This window comes from Streptomyces sp. R41 (genome assembly GCF_041053055.1).
Taxonomy (GTDB): Bacteria; Actinomycetota; Actinomycetes; order Streptomycetales; family Streptomycetaceae; genus Streptomyces.
Genome location: NZ_CP163443.1, coordinates 8,373,925 through 8,399,049 on the forward strand (window position 1 = coordinate 8,373,925; position 25,125 = coordinate 8,399,049).

General features: G+C 70.0%; 25 protein-coding genes. 17 read left to right on the forward strand and 8 right to left on the reverse strand.

What is annotated here, in order from left to right; genetic code table 11:
• Window positions 1–321: 321 nt before the first annotated feature.
• The 3 genes from AB5J53_RS38055 (at window position 322) to AB5J53_RS38065 (ending at window position 3,684) form a co-directional block, all read left to right on the forward strand.
• Window positions 322–1,581 (forward strand): sulfite oxidase, encoded by a 1,260-nt coding sequence (locus tag AB5J53_RS38055; RefSeq protein WP_369250149.1) that lies wholly within the window; start codon window positions 322–324, stop codon window positions 1,579–1,581.
• Between the two features lie 93 nt (window positions 1,582–1,674).
• Window positions 1,675–2,976 (forward strand): 4-carboxymuconolactone decarboxylase, encoded by a 1,302-nt coding sequence (gene pcaC, locus AB5J53_RS38060; RefSeq protein ID WP_369250150.1) that lies wholly within the window; start codon window positions 1,675–1,677, stop codon window positions 2,974–2,976.
• A gap of 72 nt (window positions 2,977–3,048) precedes the next feature.
• Window positions 3,049–3,684, forward strand: a complete 636-nt coding sequence (locus AB5J53_RS38065) for an MBL fold metallo-hydrolase (protein WP_369250151.1) — start codon at window positions 3,049–3,051, stop codon at window positions 3,682–3,684.
• Between the two features lie 49 nt (window positions 3,685–3,733).
• On the opposite strand, the gene AB5J53_RS38070 is transcribed toward AB5J53_RS38065, so the two are convergent.
• Window positions 3,734–4,306: an isochorismatase family protein gene (locus AB5J53_RS38070; RefSeq protein WP_369250152.1), complete on the reverse strand. Its 573-nt coding sequence runs from the start codon at window positions 4,304–4,306 to the stop codon at window positions 3,734–3,736.
• A gap of 79 nt (window positions 4,307–4,385) precedes the next feature.
• Window positions 4,386–4,844: a MarR family winged helix-turn-helix transcriptional regulator gene (locus tag AB5J53_RS38075; RefSeq protein ID WP_369250153.1), complete on the reverse strand. Its 459-nt coding sequence runs from the start codon at window positions 4,842–4,844 to the stop codon at window positions 4,386–4,388.
• Between the two features lie 111 nt (window positions 4,845–4,955).
• Here AB5J53_RS38075 and AB5J53_RS38080 point away from each other — a divergent pair, with 111 nt between their 5' ends.
• Both AB5J53_RS38080 and AB5J53_RS38085 read left to right on the forward strand, forming a co-directional pair.
• Window positions 4,956–5,735 carry an exodeoxyribonuclease III gene (locus tag AB5J53_RS38080; RefSeq protein ID WP_369250154.1) on the forward strand — a complete coding sequence of 260 codons (780 nt, stop codon included), beginning with the start codon at window positions 4,956–4,958 and terminating at the stop codon, window positions 5,733–5,735.
• Window positions 5,736–6,002: 267 nt separating this feature from the next.
• Window positions 6,003–6,158 carry a hypothetical protein gene (locus AB5J53_RS38085; protein ID WP_369250155.1) on the forward strand — a complete coding sequence of 52 codons (156 nt, stop codon included), beginning with the start codon at window positions 6,003–6,005 and terminating at the stop codon, window positions 6,156–6,158.
• 70 nt (window positions 6,159–6,228) lie between these two features.
• Here the strand turns inward: AB5J53_RS38085 and AB5J53_RS38090 are convergent, their stop codons facing one another.
• From AB5J53_RS38090 to AB5J53_RS38100, 3 genes are all read right to left on the reverse strand, one after another.
• Entirely contained in the window at window positions 6,229–6,858 is a 630-nt protein-coding gene (locus tag AB5J53_RS38090) for a TetR family transcriptional regulator (protein WP_369250156.1), read from the reverse strand.
• Window positions 6,859–7,129: 271 nt separating this feature from the next.
• Window positions 7,130–7,315: a hypothetical protein gene (locus tag AB5J53_RS38095; protein WP_369250157.1), complete on the reverse strand. Its 186-nt coding sequence runs from the start codon at window positions 7,313–7,315 to the stop codon at window positions 7,130–7,132.
• 115 nt (window positions 7,316–7,430) lie between these two features.
• Window positions 7,431–8,078, reverse strand: a complete 648-nt coding sequence (locus AB5J53_RS38100; RefSeq protein WP_369250158.1) for an SAM-dependent methyltransferase — start codon at window positions 8,076–8,078, stop codon at window positions 7,431–7,433.
• A 570-nt stretch (window positions 8,079–8,648) separates the two neighbouring features.
• On the opposite strand from AB5J53_RS38100, the gene AB5J53_RS38105 reads away from it, so the two are divergent.
• The 5 genes from AB5J53_RS38105 (at window position 8,649) to AB5J53_RS38125 (ending at window position 12,477) form a co-directional block, all read left to right on the forward strand.
• A complete protein-coding gene (locus AB5J53_RS38105) occupies window positions 8,649–9,089 on the forward strand; it encodes a DUF6278 family protein (RefSeq protein ID WP_369250159.1) in 441 nt (146 codons plus the stop codon).
• A gap of 155 nt (window positions 9,090–9,244) precedes the next feature.
• Window positions 9,245–9,988 carry an amino acid ABC transporter ATP-binding protein gene (locus AB5J53_RS38110; protein ID WP_369250160.1) on the forward strand — a complete coding sequence of 248 codons (744 nt, stop codon included), beginning with the start codon at window positions 9,245–9,247 and terminating at the stop codon, window positions 9,986–9,988.
• 17 nt (window positions 9,989–10,005) lie between these two features.
• A complete protein-coding gene (locus AB5J53_RS38115; protein WP_369250161.1) occupies window positions 10,006–10,929 on the forward strand; it encodes a glutamate ABC transporter substrate-binding protein in 924 nt (307 codons plus the stop codon).
• A 16-nt stretch (window positions 10,930–10,945) separates the two neighbouring features.
• Entirely contained in the window at window positions 10,946–11,590 is a 645-nt protein-coding gene (locus AB5J53_RS38120; protein WP_369250162.1) for an amino acid ABC transporter permease, read from the forward strand.
• Window positions 11,587–12,477 (forward strand): amino acid ABC transporter permease, encoded by an 891-nt coding sequence (locus AB5J53_RS38125; protein ID WP_369250163.1) that lies wholly within the window; start codon window positions 11,587–11,589, stop codon window positions 12,475–12,477. Before AB5J53_RS38120 ends, AB5J53_RS38125 begins: the two co-directional genes overlap by 4 nt.
• Window positions 12,478–12,588: 111 nt before the next feature.
• On the opposite strand, the gene AB5J53_RS38130 is transcribed toward AB5J53_RS38125, so the two are convergent.
• Window positions 12,589–14,214, reverse strand: coding sequence for an alpha/beta fold hydrolase (locus AB5J53_RS38130; RefSeq protein ID WP_369250164.1), 1,626 nt, complete (start codon window positions 14,212–14,214; stop codon window positions 12,589–12,591).
• A gap of 241 nt (window positions 14,215–14,455) precedes the next feature.
• Window positions 14,456–15,217 carry a hypothetical protein gene (locus tag AB5J53_RS38135; RefSeq protein WP_369250165.1) on the reverse strand — a complete coding sequence of 254 codons (762 nt, stop codon included), beginning with the start codon at window positions 15,215–15,217 and terminating at the stop codon, window positions 14,456–14,458.
• 104 nt (window positions 15,218–15,321) lie between these two features.
• Between AB5J53_RS38135 and ggt the strand changes: the two genes are divergently transcribed.
• Window positions 15,322–17,121 carry a gamma-glutamyltransferase gene (gene ggt / locus AB5J53_RS38140; RefSeq protein ID WP_369250166.1) on the forward strand — a complete coding sequence of 600 codons (1,800 nt, stop codon included), beginning with the start codon at window positions 15,322–15,324 and terminating at the stop codon, window positions 17,119–17,121.
• Window positions 17,122–17,182: 61 nt separating this feature from the next.
• Here the strand turns inward: ggt and map are convergent, their stop codons facing one another.
• Complete coding sequence (gene map, locus AB5J53_RS38145) at window positions 17,183–17,950, reverse strand: type I methionyl aminopeptidase (protein WP_369250167.1); 768 nt, start codon at window positions 17,948–17,950, stop codon at window positions 17,183–17,185.
• Window positions 17,951–17,982: 32 nt separating this feature from the next.
• On the opposite strand from map, the gene AB5J53_RS38150 reads away from it, so the two are divergent.
• From AB5J53_RS38150 to AB5J53_RS38175, 6 genes are all read left to right on the forward strand, one after another.
• Window positions 17,983–18,237 carry a helix-turn-helix domain-containing protein gene (locus AB5J53_RS38150; protein ID WP_369250168.1) on the forward strand — a complete coding sequence of 85 codons (255 nt, stop codon included), beginning with the start codon at window positions 17,983–17,985 and terminating at the stop codon, window positions 18,235–18,237.
• A 199-nt stretch (window positions 18,238–18,436) separates the two neighbouring features.
• Window positions 18,437–20,044 (forward strand): hypothetical protein, encoded by a 1,608-nt coding sequence (locus tag AB5J53_RS38155; RefSeq protein WP_369250169.1) that lies wholly within the window; start codon window positions 18,437–18,439, stop codon window positions 20,042–20,044.
• Between the two features lie 160 nt (window positions 20,045–20,204).
• Window positions 20,205–21,047, forward strand: a complete 843-nt coding sequence (locus AB5J53_RS38160; RefSeq protein ID WP_369250170.1) for a nitrilase-related carbon-nitrogen hydrolase — start codon at window positions 20,205–20,207, stop codon at window positions 21,045–21,047.
• A gap of 29 nt (window positions 21,048–21,076) precedes the next feature.
• Entirely contained in the window at window positions 21,077–22,327 is a 1,251-nt protein-coding gene (locus AB5J53_RS38165) for an aspartate aminotransferase family protein (protein ID WP_369252703.1), read from the forward strand.
• Window positions 22,328–22,348: 21 nt separating this feature from the next.
• Window positions 22,349–23,905, forward strand: coding sequence for a PucR family transcriptional regulator (locus AB5J53_RS38170; protein WP_369250171.1), 1,557 nt, complete (start codon window positions 22,349–22,351; stop codon window positions 23,903–23,905).
• 322 nt (window positions 23,906–24,227) lie between these two features.
• Entirely contained in the window at window positions 24,228–25,070 is an 843-nt protein-coding gene (locus AB5J53_RS38175) for a nitrilase-related carbon-nitrogen hydrolase (protein ID WP_369250172.1), read from the forward strand.
• The last annotated feature ends 55 nt before the right edge of the window (window positions 25,071–25,125 follow it).

Genomic DNA, 25,125 nt, shown 5'->3' on the forward strand with positions numbered 1-25,125 from the left:
ATCGGGGCCGCTCCGTCCGCCGACCGGCCGGATTCCAGGACGAGTTGAGCCCCGGCCTCGTACCATCGTGCCCATGATCCTCGACAACCACCGCCCCGCCCCGCGGTCCCGCGCGCACCTGTCGCGCGGCTGTTGTCGCTGAACCTCGCCACCGACGCGGTACGCGTCCAGGCTGCCGCAGTCCCCTGGATGACGCCGTAGCAGCCTCTTGCTTCAGGCACTCCGAGGGATGTCCCCGCGAAAGCCCGCACCGCCGCGTCCTCCACATCGCGGTCGGCACCCGTGTGTTCGCCTCCCACCCCCTGAAAGGCAGGCCTCCTCATGCCCCTTCACGAATCCGGTTACGACCGCCGCAGACTTCGCCAGTGGCTGGCGGGCGACGCCCGCGCCGACGGAGTCGCCCGGCGCGACATGCTCAGGCTGCTCGCCGCGGCCGGACTGACCGCGGCCGTGCCGACTGCCCTCGCCGCCCCGGCCGCGGCCGCCACCACGGCCGCGGCAGGCATCGTCAAGCCGGTGCCCGAGGACTGGTTCACGATCCGCGGCACCAACGCCGAGACCAAGTTCCCGTCCCTCGCCGGCACCGGCTACCACACCCCCATCGACCACTTCTTCGTACGCAACCACACCTCCACTCCGGTCCTGGACGCCGAGACCTGGAAGCTGACAGTCTGGGGAGACGGTCTCGCACGCGAGGAACCCGTCGAGTTCACCCTCGACGACCTCAAGCGGTTCCCGGCAACCACCCGCAGCGCGTTCGTGGAGTGCGCGGGCAACGGCCGCAGCTTCTTCACCACGCAGCAGGGGCAGCCGGTCACCGGCACGGCGTGGACGCTGGGCGCGATCGGCACGGCGCGCTGGAAGGGCGTACGGCTCGCCGAAGTGCTGCGCAGGGCCGGCCTCACGCGTCACGCTGTGGACGTGCTGCCCCGCGGCCTCGACGCGGAGTACGTCACGGCGGACGGCACGAACCTCGGCCATGTCCGGCGCCCGCTGCCGCTCGCGAAGGCGCTGGACGACGTATTGCTGGCGTACGAGATGAACGGTGAACCGCTGCCGCCGGACCACGGCCACCCCGTGCGCGTGCTCGTGCCCTCCTGGGTGGGCATCGCCTCGATCAAGTGGGTCGGCGACATCGAGGTCGCGGCCCAGCCGCTCTACTCGCCGTGGAACACCGACTTCTACCGGCTGTTCGGCGACGCGTATCCCGAGGGCGGCAGCGCGCCGCTGACCCACCAGACCCTCAAGAGCGCCTTCGAACTCGACTGGAACGCGAGTCTTCCGGCCGGCGCTGAGCATCGCCTCACCGGCCGGTCGTGGTCGGGCGCCGGTGGTGTCGTCCGCGTCGACGTGAGCACCGACGGCGGTACGACCTGGCGCCGGGCCCGGCTGCACGACGCCCCGTGCCGGGCGGGCTGGGTCCGCTGGTCCACCGACTGGCGTCCGGCGACTGCGGGGACGTACACACTGCTGGCCCGCGCCACCGACACCACGGGCCGCACCCAGCCCGAGGCGACCGTCCCCAACACCCAGGGCTACCTCTTCGACGCGGTGGTCCGGCACCCCGTCCAGGTGGGCTGACCAGGCCTGACCACATGTGATGGACCCGTGTGGGCGGCGTGGACAAGCGGGGCCCATGTCCGCCCGCACAGGTGCGGAAGTTAGCGTGGTGCGGTGAGTGAGACGAAGACCCCTGCCCTCCAGTACCGCTTCGACGGCCCGGAAGACGCCCCGGTCCTCATCCTCGGGCCCTCGCTCGGCACCACCTGGCACATGTGGGACAGGCAGGTCCCGGAGCTCGCGAAGCACTGGCGGGTCTTCCGGTTCGACCTGCCGGGACACGGCGGAGCGCCCGCGTATCCGGCGGGTTCGGTCGCCGAACTCGTCGGCCGGCTGCTCGCCACGCTCGACGGGCTCGGCGTGCAGCGCTTCGGGTACGCGGGCTGCGCGTTCGGGGGCGCCATCGGGATCGAGCTGGCGCTGCGCCACCCGGAGCGGCTCGCCTCGCTCGCGCTGATCGCCGCCTCGCCGCGGTTCGGTACGGCCGACGAGTTCCGGCAGCGCGGTGTGATCGTGCGTACGAACGGCCTCGATCCGATGGCGCGTACCTCGCCCGAGCGCTGGTTCACGGGCGGATTCGCCGCCGCCCAGCCCGCGATCACCGAGTGGGCCGTGCAGATGGTGCGCACCACCGACCCCGGCTGCTACATCGCCGCCTGTGAGGCGCTCGCCGCCTTCGACGTACGCGCCGAGCTGGGCCGGATCGGCGTCCCGACGCTCGTCCTCGTCGGCTCCGACGACCAGGTCACCGGGCCCGCCGAGGCACGCACGCTGGTCGCCGGGATACCGGACGCCCGGCTCGCGGTCGTCCCTGGCGCCTCGCACCTGGTCCCCGTGGAGCAGCCCGCCGCGGTCACGGACCTGCTCGTACGGCACTTCTCCACCGCCTGGCAGCCCGCCTTCGACTCGACCACCGGCCAGATGGCGATCCCGGCGGCCCCGGTGAAGCCGGTCCTTGCCCCGCCCCCGTCGTCCGCGCCCGTCGCCGAGATCGCTCCGGCCGTCATGCAGCCCCAGGCCATGGGGATGGGGCGACCCGATCCGTACGACGCCGGGATCAAGGTCCGCCGCGAGGTGCTCGGGGACGCGCACGTCGACCGGGCGCTTGCCTCGGCGGACGAGTTCTCCGGAGACTTCCAGGAGTTCATCACCCGGTACGCGTGGGGCGAGATCTGGGACCGGCCCGGACTCGACCGGCGCTCGCGCAGCTGTGTCACGCTGACCGCGCTGGTCGCGGGCGGTCACCTCGACGAGCTCGCCTTCCACACCCGCGCCGCCCTCCGTAATGGCCTCACGCCGGTGGAGATCAAGGAGGTGCTCCTCCAGGCGGCCGTCTACTGCGGCGTACCGGCCGCCAACAGCGCGTTCAAGGTGGCGCAGCAGGTCATCCGGGAGGAGACCACTCCCCAGGAGTGATCGCCCAGCCTGGCGGCGGAACCACCACCTTGGGCGGGCCGTCGGCGTGCCGAGGGGGGGCAGGATGGACCCATGAAGCTCACGAAGAAGTCGCACGCCTGCGTCCGTCTCGAGAAGGACGGGCGGACGCTCGTCATCGACCCCGGCGGTTTCAGCGAGGAGGACGCCGCCGTGGGCGCGGAGGCCATCCTGGTCACGCACGAGCACGCCGACCACTTCAACGAGGAGCGGCTGCGGGCGGGCATGGAGTCCAACCCGGCGGCCGAGATCTGGACCCTGAGGTCGGTCGCGGAGAAGATCTCCGCCGCGTTCCCGGGCCGCGTGCACACCGTCGGCCACGGCGACACGTTCACCGCCGCGGGCTTCGATGTCCAGGTGCACGGCGAACTGCACGCCGTGATCCACCCGGACATCCCGCGCATCACCAACGTCGGCTATCTCGTCGACGGCGGCCGCGTCTTCCACCCCGGCGACGCCCTCACCGTCCCCGACCAGCCCGTCGAGACGCTGATGCTTCCGGTCATGGCCCCGTGGAACAAGATCGCCGAGGTCATCGAGTACGTCCGCGAGGTCAAACCGCAGCGCGCGTACGACATCCACGACGCCCTGCTCACCGACCTCGCCCGGCCGATCTACGACAACCAGATCGGAGCGCTGGGCGGCTCCGAACACCTGCGGCTCACGCCGGGGTCGTCGGCCGAGATCTGAGAGCCCTTCGGCACGTCAGCTCTTCGGCAGTGTCAGGCCTTCACCGGCATCAGGCCTTCAGCAGCGTCAGCATCTGGTCGGTCGTCGCGATCTCCGCGATCCGCGGGAAGATCTTGCCGAAGCTGTGCGCGTGCGAGTCGGCGTCCAGGTCGGTGGTCGCGTCCTCCACCACCGTGAGGTGGTAGCTGTGCTCGAAGGCCGAGCGGGCCGTGGACTCCACGCCGATGGACGTCGAGATCCCGGCGAGCACGATCTGGGTGACGCCACGGCGGCGCAGCTGGAGATCCAGTTCGGTGCCGGTGAAGGCGCCCCAGTGCCGCTTGGTGATCACGATGTCGTCGCCGAGCGGACCGAGTTCGTCTGGGAACTCGGCGAACTCCGCGGGCGGCGCGGCGGTCGGGCCGGGTCGGTCCGCCCGCCCCACCGGCAGGTCGCCCCCGTCAGGGGACCAGGCGACCCGCACCCGTACGACGGGCAGGCCCTGCTTGCGGAACGCCTCGGCCAGCCGGGTGGCGTTCTTCAGGACCGCGTCGGAGGGGTGGACGGTCGGCAGAGCGAGGATGCCTTTCTGGAGGTCGATGAGAACGAGGGCGGAGCGCTCGTCCAGGGTGGTGGCGGGCATGGCGGTACTCCTTGTGACGCGTGGGGAAAGGCAGCGGCGGCCCTTGAGGAAGACAAAGGGCGGTCCCTGGGGAAGGCGGTCAGTCCTCGCCGAGCCGTCTGAGGAGCTCGACGGACTCGGACAGCGCGTGCTGTTCGGCCGGGGTCAGCCGTTCGGCCATGAGACGGACCATCGCGTCCTCGCGGAGCTCGCCCCGCTGCCGAAGCCGGTTCCGGCCCTTTTCGGTGAGCGCGATGAGCACCTGGCGGCCGTCCGTAGGGTGCGGTCGGCGCTCCACCAGACCCTCGGTCTGCAGGGCGTTCACCGTGGCGAGCATCGACTGCGGGCGGACCAGCTCGGCGCGGGCCAGGGCCGCGGGAGCCGCCGGGCCCTCCCGGTCGAGCCGCTTCAGCAGCGAGGACTGCGAGAGGGAGAGACCGTCGTCGGCGGCCTCGGCACGGATCCTGCGCAGCAACCGGTCCAGGGCGGACCGCAGTTCCTGTGCGGCCCGCCCCAGTTCCTCGCGGCTCAGCGGGGCGCGATCCTCGGGCGACGTCATATCGACAGGCTAACTGTCAAACAGGCGAACTTACAAGTTTGCCTGTCGAAATCGGCTGGTCCTGTGGCACCCCAGGGCCCGTTGTCGTACCCGCCCGGTAGGTTGTGAGCCATGCGCATTGCCACCTGGAACGTGAACTCGATCACCGCCCGTCTCCCGAGGCTGCTGGCCTGGCTGGAGAGCAGCGGCACCGATGTGCTGTGCCTCCAGGAGGCCAAGGTCGCGGCCGAGCAGTTCCCGTCCGACCAACTGCGCGAGCTGGGCTACGAGGCGGCCGTGCACGCGACCGGGCGGTGGAACGGCGTCGCGGTGATCTCCCGAGTCGGCCTGGAAGACGTCGTCAAGGGCCTGCCCGGCGACCCCGGCTACGAAGGCGTCGAGGAGCCCCGCGCCATCTCCGCGACCTGCGGCCCGGTCCGCGTCTGGTCGGTGTACGTGCCGAACGGCCGCGAGGTGGACCACCCCCACTACGCGTACAAGCTCCAGTGGTTCGAGGCCCTCAAGGCCGCGGTCGCGGGCGACGCGACGGGCAGCCGGCCGTTCGCGGTGATGGGGGATTACAACGTGGCGCCGACGGACGACGACGTCTGGGACATCTCCCTCTTCGACGGCGCCACCCACGTCACCCCGGCCGAGCGCGCCGCCCTCGCCGCCCTGCGCGAGGGGGGCCTCGCGGACGTGGTCCCGCGTCCCCTCAAGTACGACCACCCGTTCACGTACTGGGACTACCGCCAGCTCGGCTTCCCCAAGAACCGCGGCATGCGCATCGACCTCGTCTATGGGAACGAGGCGTTCTCGAAGGCGGTCAAGGACGCGTACGTGGATCGCGAGGAGCGCAAGGGCAAGGGCGCGTCGGACCACGCGCCGGTCGTGGTGGACCTGGACGTCTAGCCGGTAGTAGTGGACCGCGCGGCCAGCAGATAGTGGTGGACTGCGCGTCCAGCCGGTAGTGGTGGACCTGGACGTCCAGCCGGTCCGTATGGACCCGGACGTCCAGGCGACCGGCGACGTCACGCCGTCGGCGGCGGCGCCCCGGCGACCACGGGGTGGTCGCGCTCGACCGGCCCCGGGCCGGACGCGCCGCCCGGCGAACCGGGCGCCGGCGAAGAACTCGGCGTCCGCCTTGTGGTCAGGCTCCCGCTGATCAGCAGCCCGCTCATGAGCGTGATGACGTCACGTCACATGGACCTGCTGCCATCCGAGTTGACGAAGGACGGCGACTCCACGGAAGCGGTGCGTGCGCTCGCGCCGGCGGTGGCCGCGTTTCCGGTCGCCGATCCGGCGCGGGCCGCTGACTCTGATCGGGGCGAGTGAACGCCCCTTACCCGGCGGTCCGGCCGGCGCAGCGCTCCCGCTCGCCCGGCGGACCGCCGGGCGGACGGAGTCAGTCCTTCGCCCGTGTCCTGCGGGGTTCCAGGTCGGTCGACAGGCGCATCTCCAGCGACGGGACGACCCAGGCGAGGAACTCCTCGAAGTCCATCTCGGCCAGCGGGTGGACTCTGAGCACATAGCGCATGAGGGCGAGGCCGATCAGATGGCTCGACGCCAGGATGGCGCGGGTCTCGGCGTCTGGGCGGTCCTTGTACCCGGAGGTCGCCGCCCATTTCTTGGTGCTCTCCTCCACGCGGGCGCGGAGTGTCTCGGAGGTGGCGCTGTCGGCGAGGCCGGCCCGGTAGATGGCGGTCATGCCATAGCGGGTCTCCTCGCTCTCCCAGAACTCCAGATAGGTGCGGGCGAGCCAGGAGGCCTCCGACGTGTCGTCGCCGACCATGGACGGAGGCAACTGGTCGAAGATGGAGGCGACGCTGAGCGGCGAGTTGACCGCGGCGTCGAACACCCCCTCCTTGTTGTCGAAGAAGTGATGGACCAACGCCGGATCCACCTGGGCGTCCTCCGCGATCGCGCGGATGGTCGTCCTGGCGTAGCCGCGCTCGGCGAAGAGGTGGAGCGCCGACTCCAGGATCTGTTCTCTCGTGCCGCTGTCCCCGGGCCGACGTCCGCTGCGCGCACGCACCGGACGCGGCTTCTTTGTCGCGGGGGAGGCGGCCCGCCGAGGGGAGCCGGACTTTCGGGCGGGGGTGGGCGAACCGTCTGCACGCGTGGATGTCATGGGATCACTGCACTTCGGGGGTTCCGTGAGCGGTTAATTCACTGCATGATGAAAAATATCCTACCAGTCGGTTCCCGGGGGATTCCATCCACAGGTGGCACTCAGCAACTCCGTGGCGGTGTCCGACCGTTGGCGAGGAAATCGACTCCCCGCCCGGTGTCACTGCGAGACGCGGTTACGGCGTGGCGTCGCTCCCGAGCAGAGTCTGCCGCAGTCCCGGCGAGATCGTCGCCATCACCGTCTCCAGGTCCGCCGCGGCGACGGCGTCGACCTGTATGAGGTGGCGGAGCATCACGACGACCGTGTTCAGCACCAGGGCCCAGGCGACGGCCGCCCGCGGCGTCCGGTCGGGGGACGGCACCCGCAGCCGGAGCGAAGCCTGACACGAACGGGTAGCAGATAACGCCGTACCGGACAGCGGCCCGCGCCGCGCCCGCTCCGCTGCCTGTGTCATGTCGCCCTCACTCGGCAGGAACTCAGTAGTAGTTGCGCATCAGCTCGTCCGCCCACTCCGGCTGGACGACCTCCTCGCGCGGTCCGAACTGCCGCAGATACGGCTTGATGTCGAGCACGGGAGTGCCGTCGACGGCGTCCAGCCCGACGACGTGCAGATCGAGGCCGTCCGTCTTGACCAGCCGGCAGCGGGAGACCCCGATGCGGTTGGGGCGGTTCTTGCCGCGCTGGGCGAAGATGCCGGCGAGCGGCCACTCCGGGTTGTTGCGCGGATGGCGGGCGCCTTCCTGCACCTTGTCCAGTGGCACCCGGTGGAAGTGGAATACGACTTCGAGGTGGGAGAAGGAGTCGAGGGAGAGCAGCGCGTCCGTGGTGAACCGCTCGGCGTCCAGCCGGATGACGGAGGCCACCTCGCCCCAGTTGTCGTCGATGAGTTCACGCCGCTCGTTGTGCACCTGGGCGATGGGCACCAGGTCCGTGATCGCGTCACCGGTCATGTCAGTCCCTCCGTCTGCGCCGGTCAGGGCCGTCCCTGCGGCATCCCTGTCCAGAGACCACACCTGATCCCGTACGAGCAACTCACCTGTGGCGGCGCGCCGCACCGGCAGACGGGCCTTCTCGCGGGGTACGTCGAGAAGGTCGCCGAAGCGGTCCTGGAGACGCCGCAGCAACTGGACGCACCTGGGACGTGCTGCAGCTCTCCTCTGCTTCTTCCACATCTACTGACGAACCATCACCGAGTCGTGCTCATAAGGGATGTGAGCGCGGCGGGCGGCTCCTTGGAGGAACCCGGGCCGCACGGGTGGAGGGTATGTCCGAGCCCTTCGAGCAGCTGCACGCGGACCTCGAAGGGGCGTCGGCCGACCAGCCGGCGATCAACTCCCGTGCGGAAGCGGCGAGGAACTCGACATGCCCGTTCGGCAGCAGGGCGACGATCCCGCCCTCGTTCACCCGGAAGGGAGTCTTCGGCACAGGCGCCTGCCTCTCCTGGTCACGGGACGGCGGAACATGTAAGTAAGTCAGCGGATGTTGAACTCATGCTGTGATGAAATCTACGGAGGATGAATACCGTTGGCAAGGTGTGCCGTGCGCGCGGTGGCGGCGGGCCGCGCGCGGCGGTGGGCGGCGGTGCGAGAAGGGGACCGCTTCGGCGGCGCGGCCCGCGCTGCCAGGACCCGCGGTGACCAGGCAACTCCGCGCGCCTGTGGTGCGACCGGCGGAGTGGGTGACACGCTGGGTGTATGAACATCCCTTTCCTGGGCAACTGGCGCAAGAAGCGCGGCCTCGCCTTCGGCGTCGCGGTGTTCTCCGACGGCGAGAGCGATCCCGCGGGCATCGCCGAACTGCTCTCCGAGTGCGAGCTGCTGCGCTCCCAGGCGCACCAGGCGGGAGTCGAACTCGACGACTCCGCGGCCTCGTTGGAGGCCCTGGACCAACTGCTCCCGCGCTGGCGCGACGACGAGGAGAGCCTGCCCTGGCTCGGCAACGACGCCGGCCTCTACCTCGGCTCCGTGATCGTGCGTACGGTACCGGGCGCGGCCTGGGAGATCTGGCCCAACGGCCAGCCCGTGGTGCGGCTGACCTCCGGCCGTGAGATCGATGTGGTCGCGGGCGGTCACGCGTGGGCGTCCAGCGGTGTCCCCGAACTCTCGCAGCTCTACGCGGAGGTCGCCGAGGGGTAGTCGGTGGATTCAGAGGGGTGATCGGTGGATTCAATAGCAGCCCGGGCGTCGTAAATACGGCTAATGCCCGAAAAGTGCGTGTCGCGTATTAAGTCCGTTCTTGTCTGGATAGTTTGCGGCGACTGCGACACAGCTGAGAGTGGGTAGGGCTGGGCATGGCTGTCGATCCTTTGATCGAGCTGCATGGCGTGAACAAGTACTTCGGGGAGCTGCATGTCCTGCAGGACATCAACCTCACCGTCGGCAAGGGGGAGGTGGTCGTGATCATCGGCCCGTCGGGGTCGGGCAAGTCGACACTGTGCAGAGCGATCAATCGTCTGGAGCCCATCGAGTCGGGGACGATCAAGCTCGACGGTCAGCCGCTTCCTGCCGAGGGCAAGGCCCTCGCCAAGCTCCGTGCCGAGGTCGGCATGGTCTTCCAGTCCTTCAACCTCTTCGCGCACAAGACGGTCCTGCAGAACGTCTCACTGGCCCAGGTCAAGGTACGCGGCCGCAAGAAGGAGGAGGCCGACAAGCGCTCCCGTGAACTCCTGGACCGCGTGGGCCTCGCCTCGCAGGCCCCGAAATACCCGGCGCAGCTCTCCGGCGGGCAGCAGCAGCGCGTGGCCATCGCGCGCGCCCTCGCCATGGACCCCAAGGCACTGCTCTTCGACGAGCCGACCTCGGCGCTCGACCCCGAGATGATCAACGAGGTCCTGGAGGTCATGCAGCAGCTCGCGCGCGACGGCATGACCATGGTCGTCGTCACCCACGAGATGGGCTTCGCACGCTCCGCCGCCAACCGCGTCGTCTTCATGTCCGACGGCCGCGTCGTCGAGGACCGCACCCCCGAGGAGTTCTTCACCAACCCGCGCAGCGACCGCGCCAAGGATTTCCTCTCCAAGATCCTCAAGCACTGAGCGGGGGAGCGCACCGCATGTTCCGTACGACACGTGTGTGCCGTGCCCTCGTGGGGTTCACGGCACTGATCGTCATCGCCGTGGTCGCCGCCTGCGGCAAGGAGGGCAGCCCGCCCGTCAAGGGTCCCGCCGCCGGCAAACTGCCCAACTACCAAGTGGCGGAGGGCTTTGAGCTGCCCGACTCACCCACCTGGAAGCGGGCGAAGAAGCGCGGCTACTTCATCGTCGGCGTCAAGGAGGACCAGCCGTACCTGGGGGAGAGGGACCCGGCGACCGGCACCTACTCCGGCTTCGACATCGAGATCGCCCGGATGATGTCGGCCTCGCTGGGCTTCGCCCCGGAGACGATCCGCTTCAAGACGATCGCCTCCGCCAACCGCGAAACCGCACTGCAGAACGGCCAGATCGACTTCTACGTCGGCACTTACACCATCAACGACCTGCGCAAGAAGCTCGTCGGCTTCGCGGGTCCCTACTACATGGCCGGTCAGTCGCTGCTCGTACGCAAGGACGAGAACGACATCCACGGCCCGCAGGACCTCGCCGGCAAACGCGTCTGCTCTGCGGCCGGTTCGACCCCGTACCAGCGCATCAAGACCGACTATCCGCGCGCGACGCTCGTCGCGTACGACACGTACTCGGTGTGCGTCGACAACCTGCTCACCTACCAGGTCGACGCCGTCTCCACCGACGACGCGATCCTGATCGGGTACGCGGCGAAGGTGCCCGACGAACTCAAGGTCGTCGGCAAGCCGTTCTCCGAGGAGCCGTACGGCATCGGTGTACCGCGCGGCGACAACGCGCTGCGGTTCGCGCTCGACGACGCATTGGAGGCCCGCGAGAAGAACGGCGACTGGAAGAAGGCGTACGAGGCGACGCTCGGCCTGTCCGGCGTGCCGGCGCCCACCCCGCCCCCGATCGACCGCTACCCGGCGAGCTGAAGGGACGAGCGGCCGCATGAACGTACTGACAGACAACTTCTCCACCTTCGCCGAAGGATTCCTCGGGACGGTGGAACTCACCGTCTATGCCTCGGCGTTGGCGCTCGCGCTCGGTTTCGTGATGGCCTCGTTCCGGGTCGCCCCGGTCGGCTCCCTGCGGGCCTTCGGCACGGCGTGGGTGACCGTGCTGCGCAACACCCCGCTCACCCTGCTGTTCTTCGCGGTGCTGCTCGGCCTGCCGCGCTTCGGACTCGTGCTGCCCTTCCAGGTGTTCGCGGTCCTGGCGCTCGGCTGCTACACCTCGGCCTTCATCTGCGAGGCGCTGCGCTCCGGCATCAACACCGTGCCCAAGGGGCAGGGCGAGGCAGCCCGCAGCCTCGGCATGACATTCCAACAGACACTGTCCCTGGTCGTCCTGCCGCAGGCCTTCCGTTCGGTGATCCCGCCGGTCGGCTCCACGCTCATCGCGCTCGCCAAGAACTCGGCGATCGCGGGGGCGTTCAGCGTCAACGAGCTGCTCGGCACCTACAAGACGCTCAGCGAACTCGGCTACAACATCGTCTGGACCTTCTTCTGGATCGCCGTCGGCTATCTGATCATCACCCTCACCATCAGCGCGATCTTCAACGTCCTCGAAAAGCGCTGGGGAGTACCCCGATGACCGCCAACACCGTTGAGTCCACCGCCCTTTACGACATCCCGGGTCCCAAGACACGCCAGCGGCATCGGATGTACGGGATCGCGTCCACCGTCCTGATCCTCGCCCTCATCGGCTGGATCCTGTATCTGCTGTTCGACACCGGCCAGTTCACGTACACGAAGTGGATGCCCTTCGCGTACAAGGGCATCCAGGAGCTGCTGCTGCGGGGCCTGGGCAACACGCTCAAGGCCTTCGTGATGGCCGCGGTGCTCTCGCTGGCGCTGGGCACTGTGCTCGCCACTGGACGGCTCTCCGAGCACCGCCCGGTGCGCTGGATCTCCACGCTGGTCGTCGAGTTCTTCCGAGCCATGCCCGTGCTGGTGATGATCTTCTTCATCTTCGTGGCGCTGCAGGTACAGCCGCTGCCCGCGCTGGTCGCGGGGCTGACGCTCTACAACGGCTCGGTGCTCGCCGAGGTCTTCCGCTCCGGCGTCAACTCCGTCGATCGCGGCCAGCGGGAGGCCGCGTTCACGCTCGGCATGCGCAAGACCCAGGTCATGACGTACGTCCTCGTGCCACAGGCCGTGCGGGCCATGCTGCCCGCCATCATCAGCCAGTTGGTGGTGGCCCTGAAGGACACCTCGCTCGGCTATCTGATCACCTACGAGGAGTTCCTCCACGCCGGGAAGCTCATCGCGTCGAACCTCGACTACGATTTGCCGTTCATCCCCGTGGTGATGGTGATCTCACCGATCTACATCGGGATGTGCATGCTGCTCTCCTGGTTCGCCCAGTGGGTGTCCCGGTGGGAGCGGCGCAGTCCCAAGACCGAGGCCGTACATGTGGCACCGGCCGAACCAGGGACGCTGCTGCCGGGTGGGGGTCCCCCCACCGCCCCGCGACTGTAGGGGGAGAGCAGCGGCGCAAAGGGCTGGGGGTGTCTGGCGGGCCAGGCCGGGCCCGCGAGCCCGGCCTGGCCCGCCAGACACCCCCAGGACCCGGACGGCGGCAGCCGGAGATCACTGCTCGCGCAGGGGCACCGACACATATGAGGGGTCGTGCTCCGGCGAGGAGAAGGTCAGCTGCGCGCCGGACGGGTTGTGCTCGATGTAGAGCGGGTCGACCGTGTCGACGACCAGGGCGAGTCGATGCCCTGCCGGGACGTCGTAGGCCGTGGAGTACAGCTCCAGGTCGAGGCCGGACGGCTTTCCGGGCGTCTGCCCGTGGAAGGTGTACGGCGCGTTGCTGACCAGCTTGCCGAGGCCGAGCGGGCCCACGTCGTAGAGGTAGGCGACGAGGGTGCCGCTCTCCTTGGTGCCGGTGACCGTGGTGTGCAACTTGACGGTGCCGCGCACCTGCTGGGCGCTCGTGTACTTCTCCGACTGCCACACGGCCGCCCAGTAGCGCGGCAGCAGCGGTATCGACGCCATCGGGGGCAGCTGGGCGAGCTGGTCGAGGATGCTGGACAGGAAGATGATCCCGCCGTCCGCGCCCGAGTCGACGTTCGTGTGGATGGTCTTGGTGCCGGCCAGGGCGATCTTCTTCGTGGTCGGGCCGACCGACTTCCAGTCCGGGTAGCCCTCGTAGCCGCCCGAGGAACGGGACTTGAGCTGGACCGGCTGCTCACGATCGATGCCGTTGTCCTCACCCTTGAGGTAGTGGTCGAACCAGCGGCCGGTGTCCGTCCACACGTCGTTGGGGAGCCCGAACAGTCCGGTCACCTCGGCGGTCGCGTGGTCGCCGGGCCGGTACTCCAGCCTCTTCGGTCCGGTCAACTGCTCGTAGAACTTGACGTATTGGTTCGGCGGGAAGATCGTGTCGCCCCAGCCGTTGGCCAACATGATCGCCGCGTGGTTGGAGTTGAGCTGGTCGATGTAGGTCTCGGGGGAACGTTTCTTCCCCCAGGCGATGATCTCCTGTTCCTTGGAGAGATCGGAGGCGAAGAAGTCCTTGAAGATCTGCTGGAGTTCGGCGCTGGGATGGCCGGTGATCGTTCCGGCGCCGTCCAGCAGGGCGGCCGCCTGGGCGTGCTGGGTGCGGCCCGAGTAGATCGAGTCGATGAGGTCGGCCCAGCCGCTGAGGGCGGCAACCGCCTTGATCCGCTTGTCGTGCGCGGCGGCGAGCAGACTGATGCCGGCGCCGTACGACATCCCGGCCATGCCGACCTTCTGTGCGTCGGAGGGGGTGTTCGCCAGCGCCCAGTCGATCACCTTGGAGGCGTCCGCCACGTCCGGCGGGCCTGCCACTTCTATCTCCCCGCCGGACTGCCAGAATCCGCGGACGTTGTAACTGACCACCACATAACCGGAGTTCGCGAGCTTCTGGGCCTGAACGAGGTACTCGGCCTGTGGCAGGCCCCAGCTCGTAGGCAACACGATGAGCGGGTAGCTGCGGGTGCCGTCGGCGCCCGCGGGTGTGACGACGTTGGCCTTGAGGACCGTGCCGCCGTCTCCGGAGATGTCGACGAAGCGAAGGCCCGTCGCGCCGGTGGAGGCCTGGGCGGCGGGGGCCAGACCGAGGCCGGCGGTGGCGATCAGCGTCGCGGAGACGGCACCGACGGTGGACGTACGCAGGGCGTTGCGGCCGTGCCCGCCCGTCACCCACCGCCGCCCTGTTCGAAGGCGCTCCGCGCCCCTTGGACTCATGGGTCACTCCTCACTCGTGTCAGCGCAAAGTGACCCGACGGTAACCTCGGTCGCTTACGGGAAGTAACCCGTCGGTAAGTTACGTGCGGGTAACGATTGGTGAAGTGTTCATCTCGTGAGTAAAGAGACGTCGATCGGTGTGCCGCGACGCGCTGAAGTGCTCATTCCCTGCGCAAGTCGAACTGTTCATTCCGTGTGCGTGTCGAACCGCTCATCGCAGGGGCATGCGGGAGGCGAGCCTTCATGGGGTCGCCCGGTGCGAATTGCGCGGGGGCGCGGGCGTGGGCAGCGGGGTCTGGGCGGCCCGGGTGACGTCCGCGACGAGTTCGACGACGTCCGGGCCGTACGCCTGGGAGTTCACCACCTTCAGGAGCAGGACGAAGGACTTGTCGCCGTGCTTGCGTGCGAGGCGTTCGTGATTGCGGGCGAGATAGCGGGTCGCCGCCTGGTTGGTGATCGCGCGCTGGCCGCAGAAGAGGAAGACGGGCCGGGTCAGGCCGGGTTGCCCGGCCGTGAGCCGTGCCAGCAGCACGTATTCGGTCAGGCCTTGCTCCATGCGGTAGCGCTCGCTGCCGATCTGGAACGCGAGTCGGTCCGGGCCCGGTTCCGGGTCGGTGTTCACGCGCACCCCGGGCAGCATGGCGTCCATATGGGCAGCCATGCGCCGATTCGACCCCGGGCCGCCGACGCAGAACTCCGTCCGCTCGCCGAAGCCCTGCCGGGCCGCGTCCTGAGTGATCACCTCGGCGTGCGCGCCGCAATCCTTGATAAGAGCGGAGAGTTCAAGGAGTGCGAACACGTCGTACCGGTGCACTGCGAGGTCGGCGCTGCCGGCGTCGCGGTTGACGACGAGCAGTGACTCGGAGTTGTCCGGCAGCCCGAAGAACGCCTGCTTGCGGCGGAGCTTGCGCCTCCACATATACGTACGGGCGAGCCAGCCGAGCGCGGCACTGATGCCGGCCGCGAGCACGCCGAGGACGATGTTGCGCACGTCGTCATTCATGGGCGCGCATGCTAGCGGGCTTGCGGATCCGTGTTCGAGGGGGTCCTGACGCGGGCATGGCAGTGAAGTTACGCTGCGCGGACGGCTGTTGACTGGAGGTACGGATGCGTCGCCCTCTTGCGCGGAATCTGGCGGTCTTGGCGGTTTCGGCCGCGGTGGTGTCGGTCGGCGCGGCTGCGCCGCCCGCCGCCACCGATGCTTCGGTCGAGAAGGTTCCGGTCGCCGTCGGCTACGGCGGCGCCGTGGCAAGCGTCGACGCGGACGCCTCCGCGGCCGGGATCGAGGTACTGAAGAAGGGCGGCAACGCCGTGGACGCGGCCGTCGCCACGGCGGCGGCCCTCGGTGTCACCGAGCCGTACTCGTCCGGCATCGGCGGAGGCGGCTACTTCGTCTACTACGACGCCAAGTCCCGTACGGTGCACACGATCGACGGCCGCGAGACGGCGCCGTTGACGGCCGACTCCAGGCTGTTCCTGGAGAACGGGAAGCCGCTCGCCTTCGCGGACGCGGTGACCAGCGGGCTGGGCGTGGGCACACCGGGCACGCCCGCCACCTGGCAGACCGCTCTCGACGAGTGGGGCAGCAGGCGGCTGGGCAGCGTGCTGAAGCCCGCCGAACGCATCGCCCGCGACGGATTCACGGTCGACGCGACCTTCCGCTCACAGACCGAGTCCAACCAGGCCCGCTTCAAGAACTTCCCGGACACCGCCGAGCTGTTCCTTCCGGGCGGCGCGCTCCCGGTCGTCGGATCGACCTTCAAGAACCCCGATCTGGCGCATACGTACGAGGAGCTGGGCACGGAGGGTGTCGACGCGATCTACGACGGCGACCTCGGCCAGGAGATCGTCGACACCGTGAACAAGCCGCCGGTGGATCCGAGTTCGGGCTACAACGCGCGCCCGGGCAAGCTGTCCCTGGAGGACCTGGCGGAGTACGAGGCGAAGCAGCAGGTGCCGACCAAGGCCACGTACCGCGGGTTGAAGGTCTACTCCATCGCGCCCTCTTCCTCGGGCGGCACCACGGTCGGCGAGGCGCTCAACATCCTTGAGAGGAGCGACCTTTCCAAGGCGACCGAGGCGCAGTACCTGCACCGCTACATCGAGGCGAGCCGGATCGCGTTCGCGGACCGGGGCCGCTGGGTGGGCGACCCGGCCTTCGAGGACGTACCCACCAAGGGGTTGCTGTCGCAGAAGTACGCGGACTCGCGGGAGTGCCTCATCAAGGACGACGCGGTGCTGACGAGCCCGCTGGCGCCGGGTGACCCGAGCGACCCGGCCGCCTGCTCCACCGCCGGAAAGGCCGCCCCGACGACGTACGAGGGCGAGAACACCACGCACCTGACGGTGGCCGACAAGTGGGGCAACGTCGTCGCGTACACGCTGACCATCGAGCAGACCGGCGGCAGCGGCATCACGGTCCCGGGCCGCGGCTTCATCCTCAACAACGAGCTGACGGACTTCTCCTTCACGCCCGCGAGCCCGGACGTCCACGACCCGAATCTGCCCGGTCCCGGCAAGCGGCCGCGCTCCTCCATCTCGCCGACCATCGTGCTCGACCGCGCCAACCAGCCGGTGGTGGCGCTCGGTTCGCCGGGCGGCGCGACCATCGTCACGACCGTGCTGCAGACGCTGACCGAGTTCCTGGACCGCAAGCTGCCCCTGGTGGACGCGATCGCCGCCCCCCGCGCCAGCCAGCGCAACCAGACCACCACCGAACTCGAACCCGCCCTGTGGAACAGCCCGCTGAAAGCCCAACTGGAGTCCATCGGCCACGCCTTCCGCCAGAACCCGGAAATCGGCGCGGCAACGGGCGTCCAGCGCCTCCCCAACGGCAAGTGGCTCGCGGCGGCGGAGAAGGTACGGCGCGGGGGCGGGTCGGCGATGGTGGTGCGGCCGGCGTCGTAGCGAAGGGGGTGGGGCGGAGGCCCGGGAGCCCTCTCGGGCCCGGGCCGGCCGCCCCACGCGGCTAGCGAGCCGTCAGGATGCGCGGTCCGGCGTCCGTGATGGCCACCGTGTGCTCCGTGTGGGCCGCGCGGGAGCCGTCGTTCGTGCGGAGGGTCCAGCCGTCGGGGGCCGCGTGGTAGCCGTTGGTGCCGCCGCCGATGAGCATGGGCTCGATGGCGAGGACCATGCCGTGGCGGAGGGGGAGGCCGCGGCCGGGGCGGCCCTCGTTCGGGACGGACGGGTCCTCGTGCATGCGGCGGCCCACGCCGTGGCCGCCGAAGCCGTCCGGGATGCCGTACCCCGCCGCGCGGCACACCGTCCCGATGGCGTGCGCGATGTCGCCGATGCGGTTGCCGACGACGGCCGCCTCGATGCCGGCCGCGAGGGCCCGCTCCGCGGTCTCGATCAGGCGTACGTCGGCGGCGCGCGGCTTCCCGACGATGAAGCTGATCGCCGAGTCGCCCACCCAGCCGCCCAGTTCGGCGCCGAAGTCGATGGAGACCAGGTCGCCGTCGCGCAGCCGGTAGCCGTCCGGGATGCCGTGCACGATCGCGTTGTTCACGGAGGCGCAGACGACCGCGGGGAACGGGGTGGGCGCGAAGGAGGGGCGGTAGCCGAGGAAGGGGGAGCTCGCGCCCGCGTCCCGCAGGACCTGGTGCGCCACCTCGTCCAGCTCCAGGAGTGAGACGCCTACGTCGGCGGCTTCGCGTACCGCCGTGAGCGCCCTGCCCACGACCTGGCCCGCCGCGTACATCTCGTCGATCGATGTGTCCGTCTTCAGTTCCACCATGCCAATTACTATACCGGTATTAGAATGGTGGCATGGGACGTACCCCCCTGACTCCCGAAGAACGCGAACGCGGCGAGCGGCTCGGCCGGTTGCTGCGCGACGCCCGCGGTGACCGCAGCATGGCCGAGATCGCGGCGGTCGCCGGGATCTCCGCCGAGACGCTGCGCAAGATCGAGACCGGGCGGGCGCCCACCCCCGCCTTCTTCACCGTGGCGGCGCTGGCGCGGGCGCTCGGGCTGTCGATGGACGACCTCGTGGTGCGGTGCGCGTTGGCGCGGGTGGCGTGAGGTGACGTCCGACCGCCGACCATCGGGCGGGGGAGGCGAGTAGGGTCTCCTGACAGCTGCGTCCCTGGCGGGCCGCACACCGGTGTCATCCATCCCGGAGGGCTCTGCGTCCGGTCCGAAAACTCCCTGTAGCCGTGCCGTAACACGGCTGGTGTTTTCTACCGGAGCGAAGTACTCCAGTCGGGCGGGGAGTCGTGTGATGGCTGTAGAACAACTCCCGGGTCAAGTGCGGGAGTTCGCGAGGTACCTGAGCGGGCTGATGGAACGGCTCGATCAGGGCGCCGGCTGGTGCGGAGTGTTCTGGCAGCGAGATCCCGACGGCATGCGGGCCTGCCTGGACGGCTGGGAAGTCCCGCCCTGGGATGTCGTGGAGGCGCTCCTCCAGGACATCGCCGCGGAGTACGGCGACCGCGCCGCCGCCCAGGAGACCGAGCGCGCCCGCGGCCTGCACGGCGCCTCGCTCGCCGCGTACGACGCCCGGCCGGGAGGCCGCGACGCCCTCGGCGACCGCCTCGACGTCATGCTCCGCGAACAGCGCTACGCGGCCGAGCGCCAGGCCGAGCTGGGCCGGCTGCTCCGCTCGGCCGGCTCCCAGGAGGAGGCCGAGTCGATCCGGCTCGACCTCGCCTGGGCCCACGACGACCACGAACGGGCCACGGCCCGCTGCGCCGAGCTCCGCCACCGCATGGAGAACCTCGACCGCCGCGCCCAGTACACCTATGGGCAGGGCGCGCTGGACTTCACGGCCGGGCCCGCCGGGGACGTGTTCCGGGTACAGCAGGCCGAGGGCGGGGTGAACACGTCGGGCCGTCCGACCGCTCGGCCGGGCCCAGGAGAGGGCGCCGCCCCGGGGCCGTCGTCACCCCGTCACCGCTCGCCCATTCCCGAGCAGACCGGCCCGCACTCCCCGCTCGCGGACCCGGCCTGGCCGGAGCAGACCTCCGCGCGCTCGCCCTTCGCGGACCCGGAGTCGCCCGCCCGAGCGGCGACCTCACGTCCCGACGCATACGCCCCCGACGCGCAGGGCGACCACGACCAGCCCCCGGCCCGGGCCCCGGAGCCGGCCCCCGCCACCCCCAAGCAACGCTCCAAGCGCCGCCCCCGAGGCAGCGCCCGCTTCGCCGGAATGATGGAGCCGGAGTCGGCCCCCATGGCCGTACCCGAGACGGCGCAGCCCGCCCCGGCCCCCGCCGCGCCGGGCGGCCGTACCCCCCGAGGCGCCCGTTTCGCGGGAGCGGCCGAGGAGCCCGCGCAGCCGCGCACGCAGCCGCTGGACGACGGGGCGCGGCGGGCCACCGTCGAGACCGTCGAGACGCTGATACGGCTGCGGAGCGAGGGCAGGAGCGGCGAGGCGCACGCCGTCCTCGTCGAGGCCGCGTACTGGCCCGCCGCCCGTTTCCCGCTGCTCGCCGCGCAGCTGCACCGCGCGGGCCTGGACGCCGACTGGGCCACCCTGCTGTGGGAGGCGGCCTCGCTCCCCGCCGACCGGTTGGTCGCAGCCGCGGACGCGCTCGTCGCGGCGGGCCGGACGGCCGACGGGCAGCAGATGCTGCGCCAGGGCGTGGCCCGGCCCGCGCCGGAGATCGGGGCCGCCGTGCTGGGTCTCGCCGAGGAGGGCCGCCGGCGCGAGATCGACGCACTGCTCGCCGCGTACGTCCGCGTGCGCACCCCGGAGGAAGCGGCCCGCAGCGCGGAAGCGGACCCGCAGCGGCTCGTGCCGCTCCTCCTGGAGGCCGCCCAGGGTGTCTCGGACGAGCGCCACTGGGACCTCGTCCACGCTCTGCGGGTCGCCGGCTTCACCGCGTGACCGGATCCGTCACTCACCCACAGGAGTGCGAAACGTGATCGACTCAGCGGGTTAACGACGATGGTCTTGGCAAGGCTCCCCAGGGGGCTTACTTTCGAGCCTCTACAGCCTTTGTCTACGGGCGTAGAGGCTCTCTGACGTCCCGTCGAAGGAGCAGCTCATGGCCAACGTCGTACGTGCCGCTCTGGTCCAGGCCACCTGGACAGGCGACACCGCATCCATGGTCGCCAAGCACGAGGAACACGCCCGCGAGGCGGCCCGGCAGGGCGCCAAGGTCATTGGATTCCAGGAAGTCTTCAACGCTCCCTATTTCTGCCAGGTCCAGGAGCCCGAGCATTACCGCTGGGCGGAGCCCGTGCCCGACGGGCCCACCGTCACTCGGATGCGGGAGCTCGCCCGCGAGACCGGCATGGTCGTCGTCGTGCCCGTCTTCGAGGTCGAGCAGTCCGGCTTCTACTTCAACACCGCGGCAGTGATCGACGCCGACGGCACGTACCTCGGCAAGTACCGCAAGCACCACATCCCCCAGGTGAAGGGCTTCTGGGAGAAGTACTACTTCAAACCGGGCAACCTGGGCTGGCCCGTCTTCGACACCGCCGTCGGCAAGATCGGCGTCTATATCTGTTACGACCGCCACTTCCCGGAGGGCTGGCGACAGCTCGGCCTGAACGGCGCCCAGCTCGTCTACAACCCGTCCGCCACCTCCCGCGGCCTCTCCGCCTATCTCTGGCAGCTGGAGCAGCCGGCCGCGGCCGTCGCCAACGAGTACTTCATCGCGGCGATCAACCGGGTCGGGCAGGAGGAGTACGGGGACAACGACTTCTACGGGACGTCGTACTTCGTGGACCCGCGTGGGCAGTTCGTGGGGGAGACGGCGAGCGACAAGGCCGAGGAACTCGTCGTCCGCGACCTCGACTTCGACCTGATCGAGGAAGTCCGGCAGCAGTGGGCGTTCTACCGCGACCGCCGTCCCGACGCGTACGAAGGGCTGGTGCGGCCGTGACCGATCTGTACACGCGCCACAAGGCCGTCATGCCCGACTGGCTCGCCCTCTACTACGAGGACCCGATCGAGATCACCCACGGCGAGGGCCGCCACGTCTGGGACGCCCAGGGCAACAAGTACCTCGACTTCTTCGGCGGCATCCTGACGACGATGACGGCCCATGCCCTCCCCGAGGTGACCAAGGCCGTCAGCGAGCAGGCCGGGCGGATCATCCACTCCTCGACGCTCTATCTCAACCGGCCGATGGTCGACCTCGCCGAGCGGATCGCCCAGCTGTCCGGCATCCCGGACGCGCGCGTCTTCTTCACCACCTCCGGCACCGAGGCCAACGACACGGCCCTGCTGCTTGCCACCGCCTACCGGCAGAGCAACCAGATCCTGGCGATGCGCAACAGCTACCACGGCCGCTCGTTCAGCGCGGTCGGCATCACCGGCAACAAGGGCTGGTCGCCGACCTCCCTCTCGCCGCTCCAGACGCTGTACGTCCACGGTGGCGTCCGCACCCGCGGTCCGTACGCCGATCTGAGCGACGCCGATTTCATCGCCGCCTGCGTGGAGGATCTGAAGGACCTGCTCGGCCACATCCGCCCGCCCGCGGCCCTGATCGCCGAACCCGTCCAGGGCGTGGGCGGCTTCACGCTGCCGCCTGACGGCCTCTACGCCGCCTTCCGCGAGGTCCTGGACGAGCGCGGCATCCTCTGGATCGCCGACGAGGTGCAGACCGGCTGGGGCCGCACCGGCGAGCACTTCTGGGGCTGGCAGGCACACGACGCGGCGGGCCCGCCGGACATGCTCACCTTCGCCAAGGGGATCGGCAACGGCATGTCCATCGGCGGAGTCGTCGCCCGCGCCGAGATCATGAACTGCCTCGACTCCAACTCCATCTCCACCTTCGGAGGCTCGCCGGTCACGATGGCGGCGGGGCTCGCGAACCTCACGTACCTCCTCGAACACGACCTCCAGGGCAATGCCCGGCGCGTCGGCGGGCTGCTCATCGAGCGGCTGCGGGCGATCGCCGTGGCGCTCCCGGGCGTACGAGAGGTCCGCGGGCGCGGACTGATGATCGGCGTCGAGCTGGTCGAGCCGGGCACGGACAAGGCCAGTCCGGACGCCGCGTCCGCCGTGCTCGAAGCGGCCCGCGAGGAAGGCCTGTTGATCGGCAAGGGCGGCGGTCACAACACCAGCGTGCTGCGCATCGCACCGCCGCTCTCCCTCACCGTCGCGGAGGCGGAGGAGGGCGCGGCGATCCTGGAGCACGCGCTGAGGTGTACCCAGTAGGACTGAGCAAGGGAACGCGCCATGACCACCGCCTTGGAACCCGCCCTGTCGGTACGCCAGGTCCTCACCCTGGACCGGGTGCTCGCCGGAGAGCCCGAGGTGGTGGCCGGCGCGAGCCATCTCGACCGGCCCGTGCGCTGGGTGCATGTCGCCGAGGCCGCCGACGTGGGCGTGATGCTCAGCGGCGGTGAAATGGTGCTCACCACGGGGGTGTTGCTCGCCGGTGATCCCGACGCGCAGGCCGAGTACATCCGCTCGCTGCACCGTGCCGAGGCCGCGGCCGTCGTCCTCGGACTCGGCCGCGCCTTCCCGGCGCCGCCGGACGTGATGCGCCGGGCCGCCGAGCGCTGTGGGCTGCCCATGGTGGTGCTCCACCGGCCCTTCCCCTTCGCCGAGTTGACGGAGGAGGTGCAATCCCGGCTGGTCAGAAGCAAGTTCGCGGCCGTGAGTCTGTCCGAGGCCGTACGGACCGCGCTCACCGGACTCATCACCACGGGCGCTCCGCTGCAGCGCATGCTCGACGAGATCGCCGGGCACGCCGCCTGCCCCGTCGTCGTCACCAACCTCGCCCACCGCGTCCTCGCCACCGCCGGGGAGCGGTCCGCCGTCGACGACGTGCTGCGCGACTGGGAGCGCATCGCCCGGCAGGCGGGCGGCAGCGAGGGCGACGGATGGATCCGCGCCGAGCTGGGCGGGCGCGGCGAGCGCTGGGGCCGCATCGTGCTGTGCGGATACCGCGGCGACGGCGCGACCGGGCGGCTGCTCGCCGACCGGGCCGCCGAGGCCCTGGTCCTGCACCGGATGCTCGGCGGCTCCGTGCACACCTGGGAGGAGGAGTCCGCGCAGAGCCTGCTGACCGACCTGGTGAGCGGGGTCGTACCGGCCCGGCAGCTGCTGCCGAGGGCGCGGGCGGCGGGACTGCCCGTCAACCGGCGGGCGTTCGTGCCGCTCGTGGTACGGGACGGCGACCCGACCCAACTGGACCGTGTACTGCGCCTGTTGGGGCTTCCCGGACTCGTCGCCGAGCTGGCCGACGGAGCCACCGCCGTGCTGCTCAGCCTCGCCCGCGACCAGGACGGGGAGGCGCTGGCCGCGCACTTCGCACTGCGGCTGCGGCACGAGACCGGGGTCCGTACGACCGTGGCCGCGGCCTCTCCCCGTACCGCCTGGGACGACGTCCCCGGCGGCCTGCGCGAGGCCCTGCACGTCGCCGAGGCCGCCGCCGACGCGCCGGCCGACCAGGACCAGCCGGTGCTCGTACGCCTGCGGGACGTTCATCTGCGTGGCCTGGTGCGGCTGTTGCGGGACGATCCGCACGTCCAGTCCTTCGCCGAGCGGGAGTTGGACGGGTTGCTGTGCGGCGCCGACGCCGAGTCGGAGCTGCTGCCCGTGCTGCGGACGTATCTCGCGACCGGCCGGAACAAGTCGCGCACCGCGCAGCTCCACCACGTCAGCAGGCCCGCCCTGTACCGGCGGCTGGAGGCCATAGAGGCCCGTCTCGGCGTCGACCTCGACGACTTCGAGCAGGCGGCGTCCGTGCACATCGCGCTGCTCGCGCACGACGCGCAACAACGGTGAAACACGGGACGACATAGGTGAAACATGGGACGACGCGGGGGTGACACCGTGGAACGGCACAGCGCTTCAGACGTGACACGGTGCAACTCAAAGCCGCCCTCCGGCCTTTCTAGGCTCCTGGGGCGGGCGCCGGAATTGCCGTCTGCCCCACGGCGTCCGGCACGCACTCTCGCCGCACCGGGCACAAGCCCAAGTACATCCAGTACGAGGACTTGCGCCCGGCACGCCGAGAGCACGCACCGGACGCCGCAGGGCCCGCCCTCCGGGCGGACGACGGCACTTCCGGCGGCCGCCCCAGCACACCGAGCGACCGGAGGTCCCGATGAGCAGAGTGATCCGCGCCGCCGTCTTCCAGACCGCATGGACCGGCGACAAGGAATCGATGATCCAGGTCCACGAGCAGGCGGCCCGCGACGCGGCCGCGCAGGGCGCCCAAGTCCTGTGCTTCCAGGAGCTGTTCTACGGACCCTACTTCTGCCAGGTCCAGGACAAGGCGTTCTACGAGTACGCCGAGAAGATCCCCGAGGGCCCGATCGTCCAGCGCTTCCAGGCGCTGGCCAAGGAGCTGGGGATCGTCCTCGTCCTGCCGATGTACGAGGAGGAGCAGCCCGGCGTCCTCTACAACACCGCGGCGGTCATCGACGCCGACGGCTCGTACCTGGGCAAGTACCGCAAGACCCACATCCCCCAAGTGCCGGGATTCTGGGAGAAGTTCTACTTCCGTCCGGGCAACTCCGGGTGGCCGATCTTCGACACCGCCGTCGGAAGGATCGGTGTCTACATCTGCTACGACCGGCACTTCCCGGAGGGCTGGCGTGCGCTGGGCCTCGCGGGTGCGGAGATCGTCTTCAACCCGTCGGCCACCTCGCGCGGTCTGTCCGGCTACCTCTGGCAGCTGGAGCAGCCGGCCGCTGCCGTCGCCAACGAGTACTTCGTGGGCGCGATCAACCGGGTGGGCGTCGAGGAGTACGGCGACAACGACTTCTACGGGACGTCTTATTTCGTCGACCCCGAAGCCCAGTTCGTCGGCGAGGTGGCGAGCGACAAGGAGACGGAACTCGTCGTCCGCGACCTGGACCTGGCCAAGCTCCGCGAGGTGCGCGACCGCTGGCAGTTCTACCGCGACCGCGCTCCGGGCACGTACGGGCCGCTGACCGCGCCGTAGGCATAACGCGTTTCGCGGGCCCGGCTCACGGGGGGCCGGGCCCGCGGAACCGTGT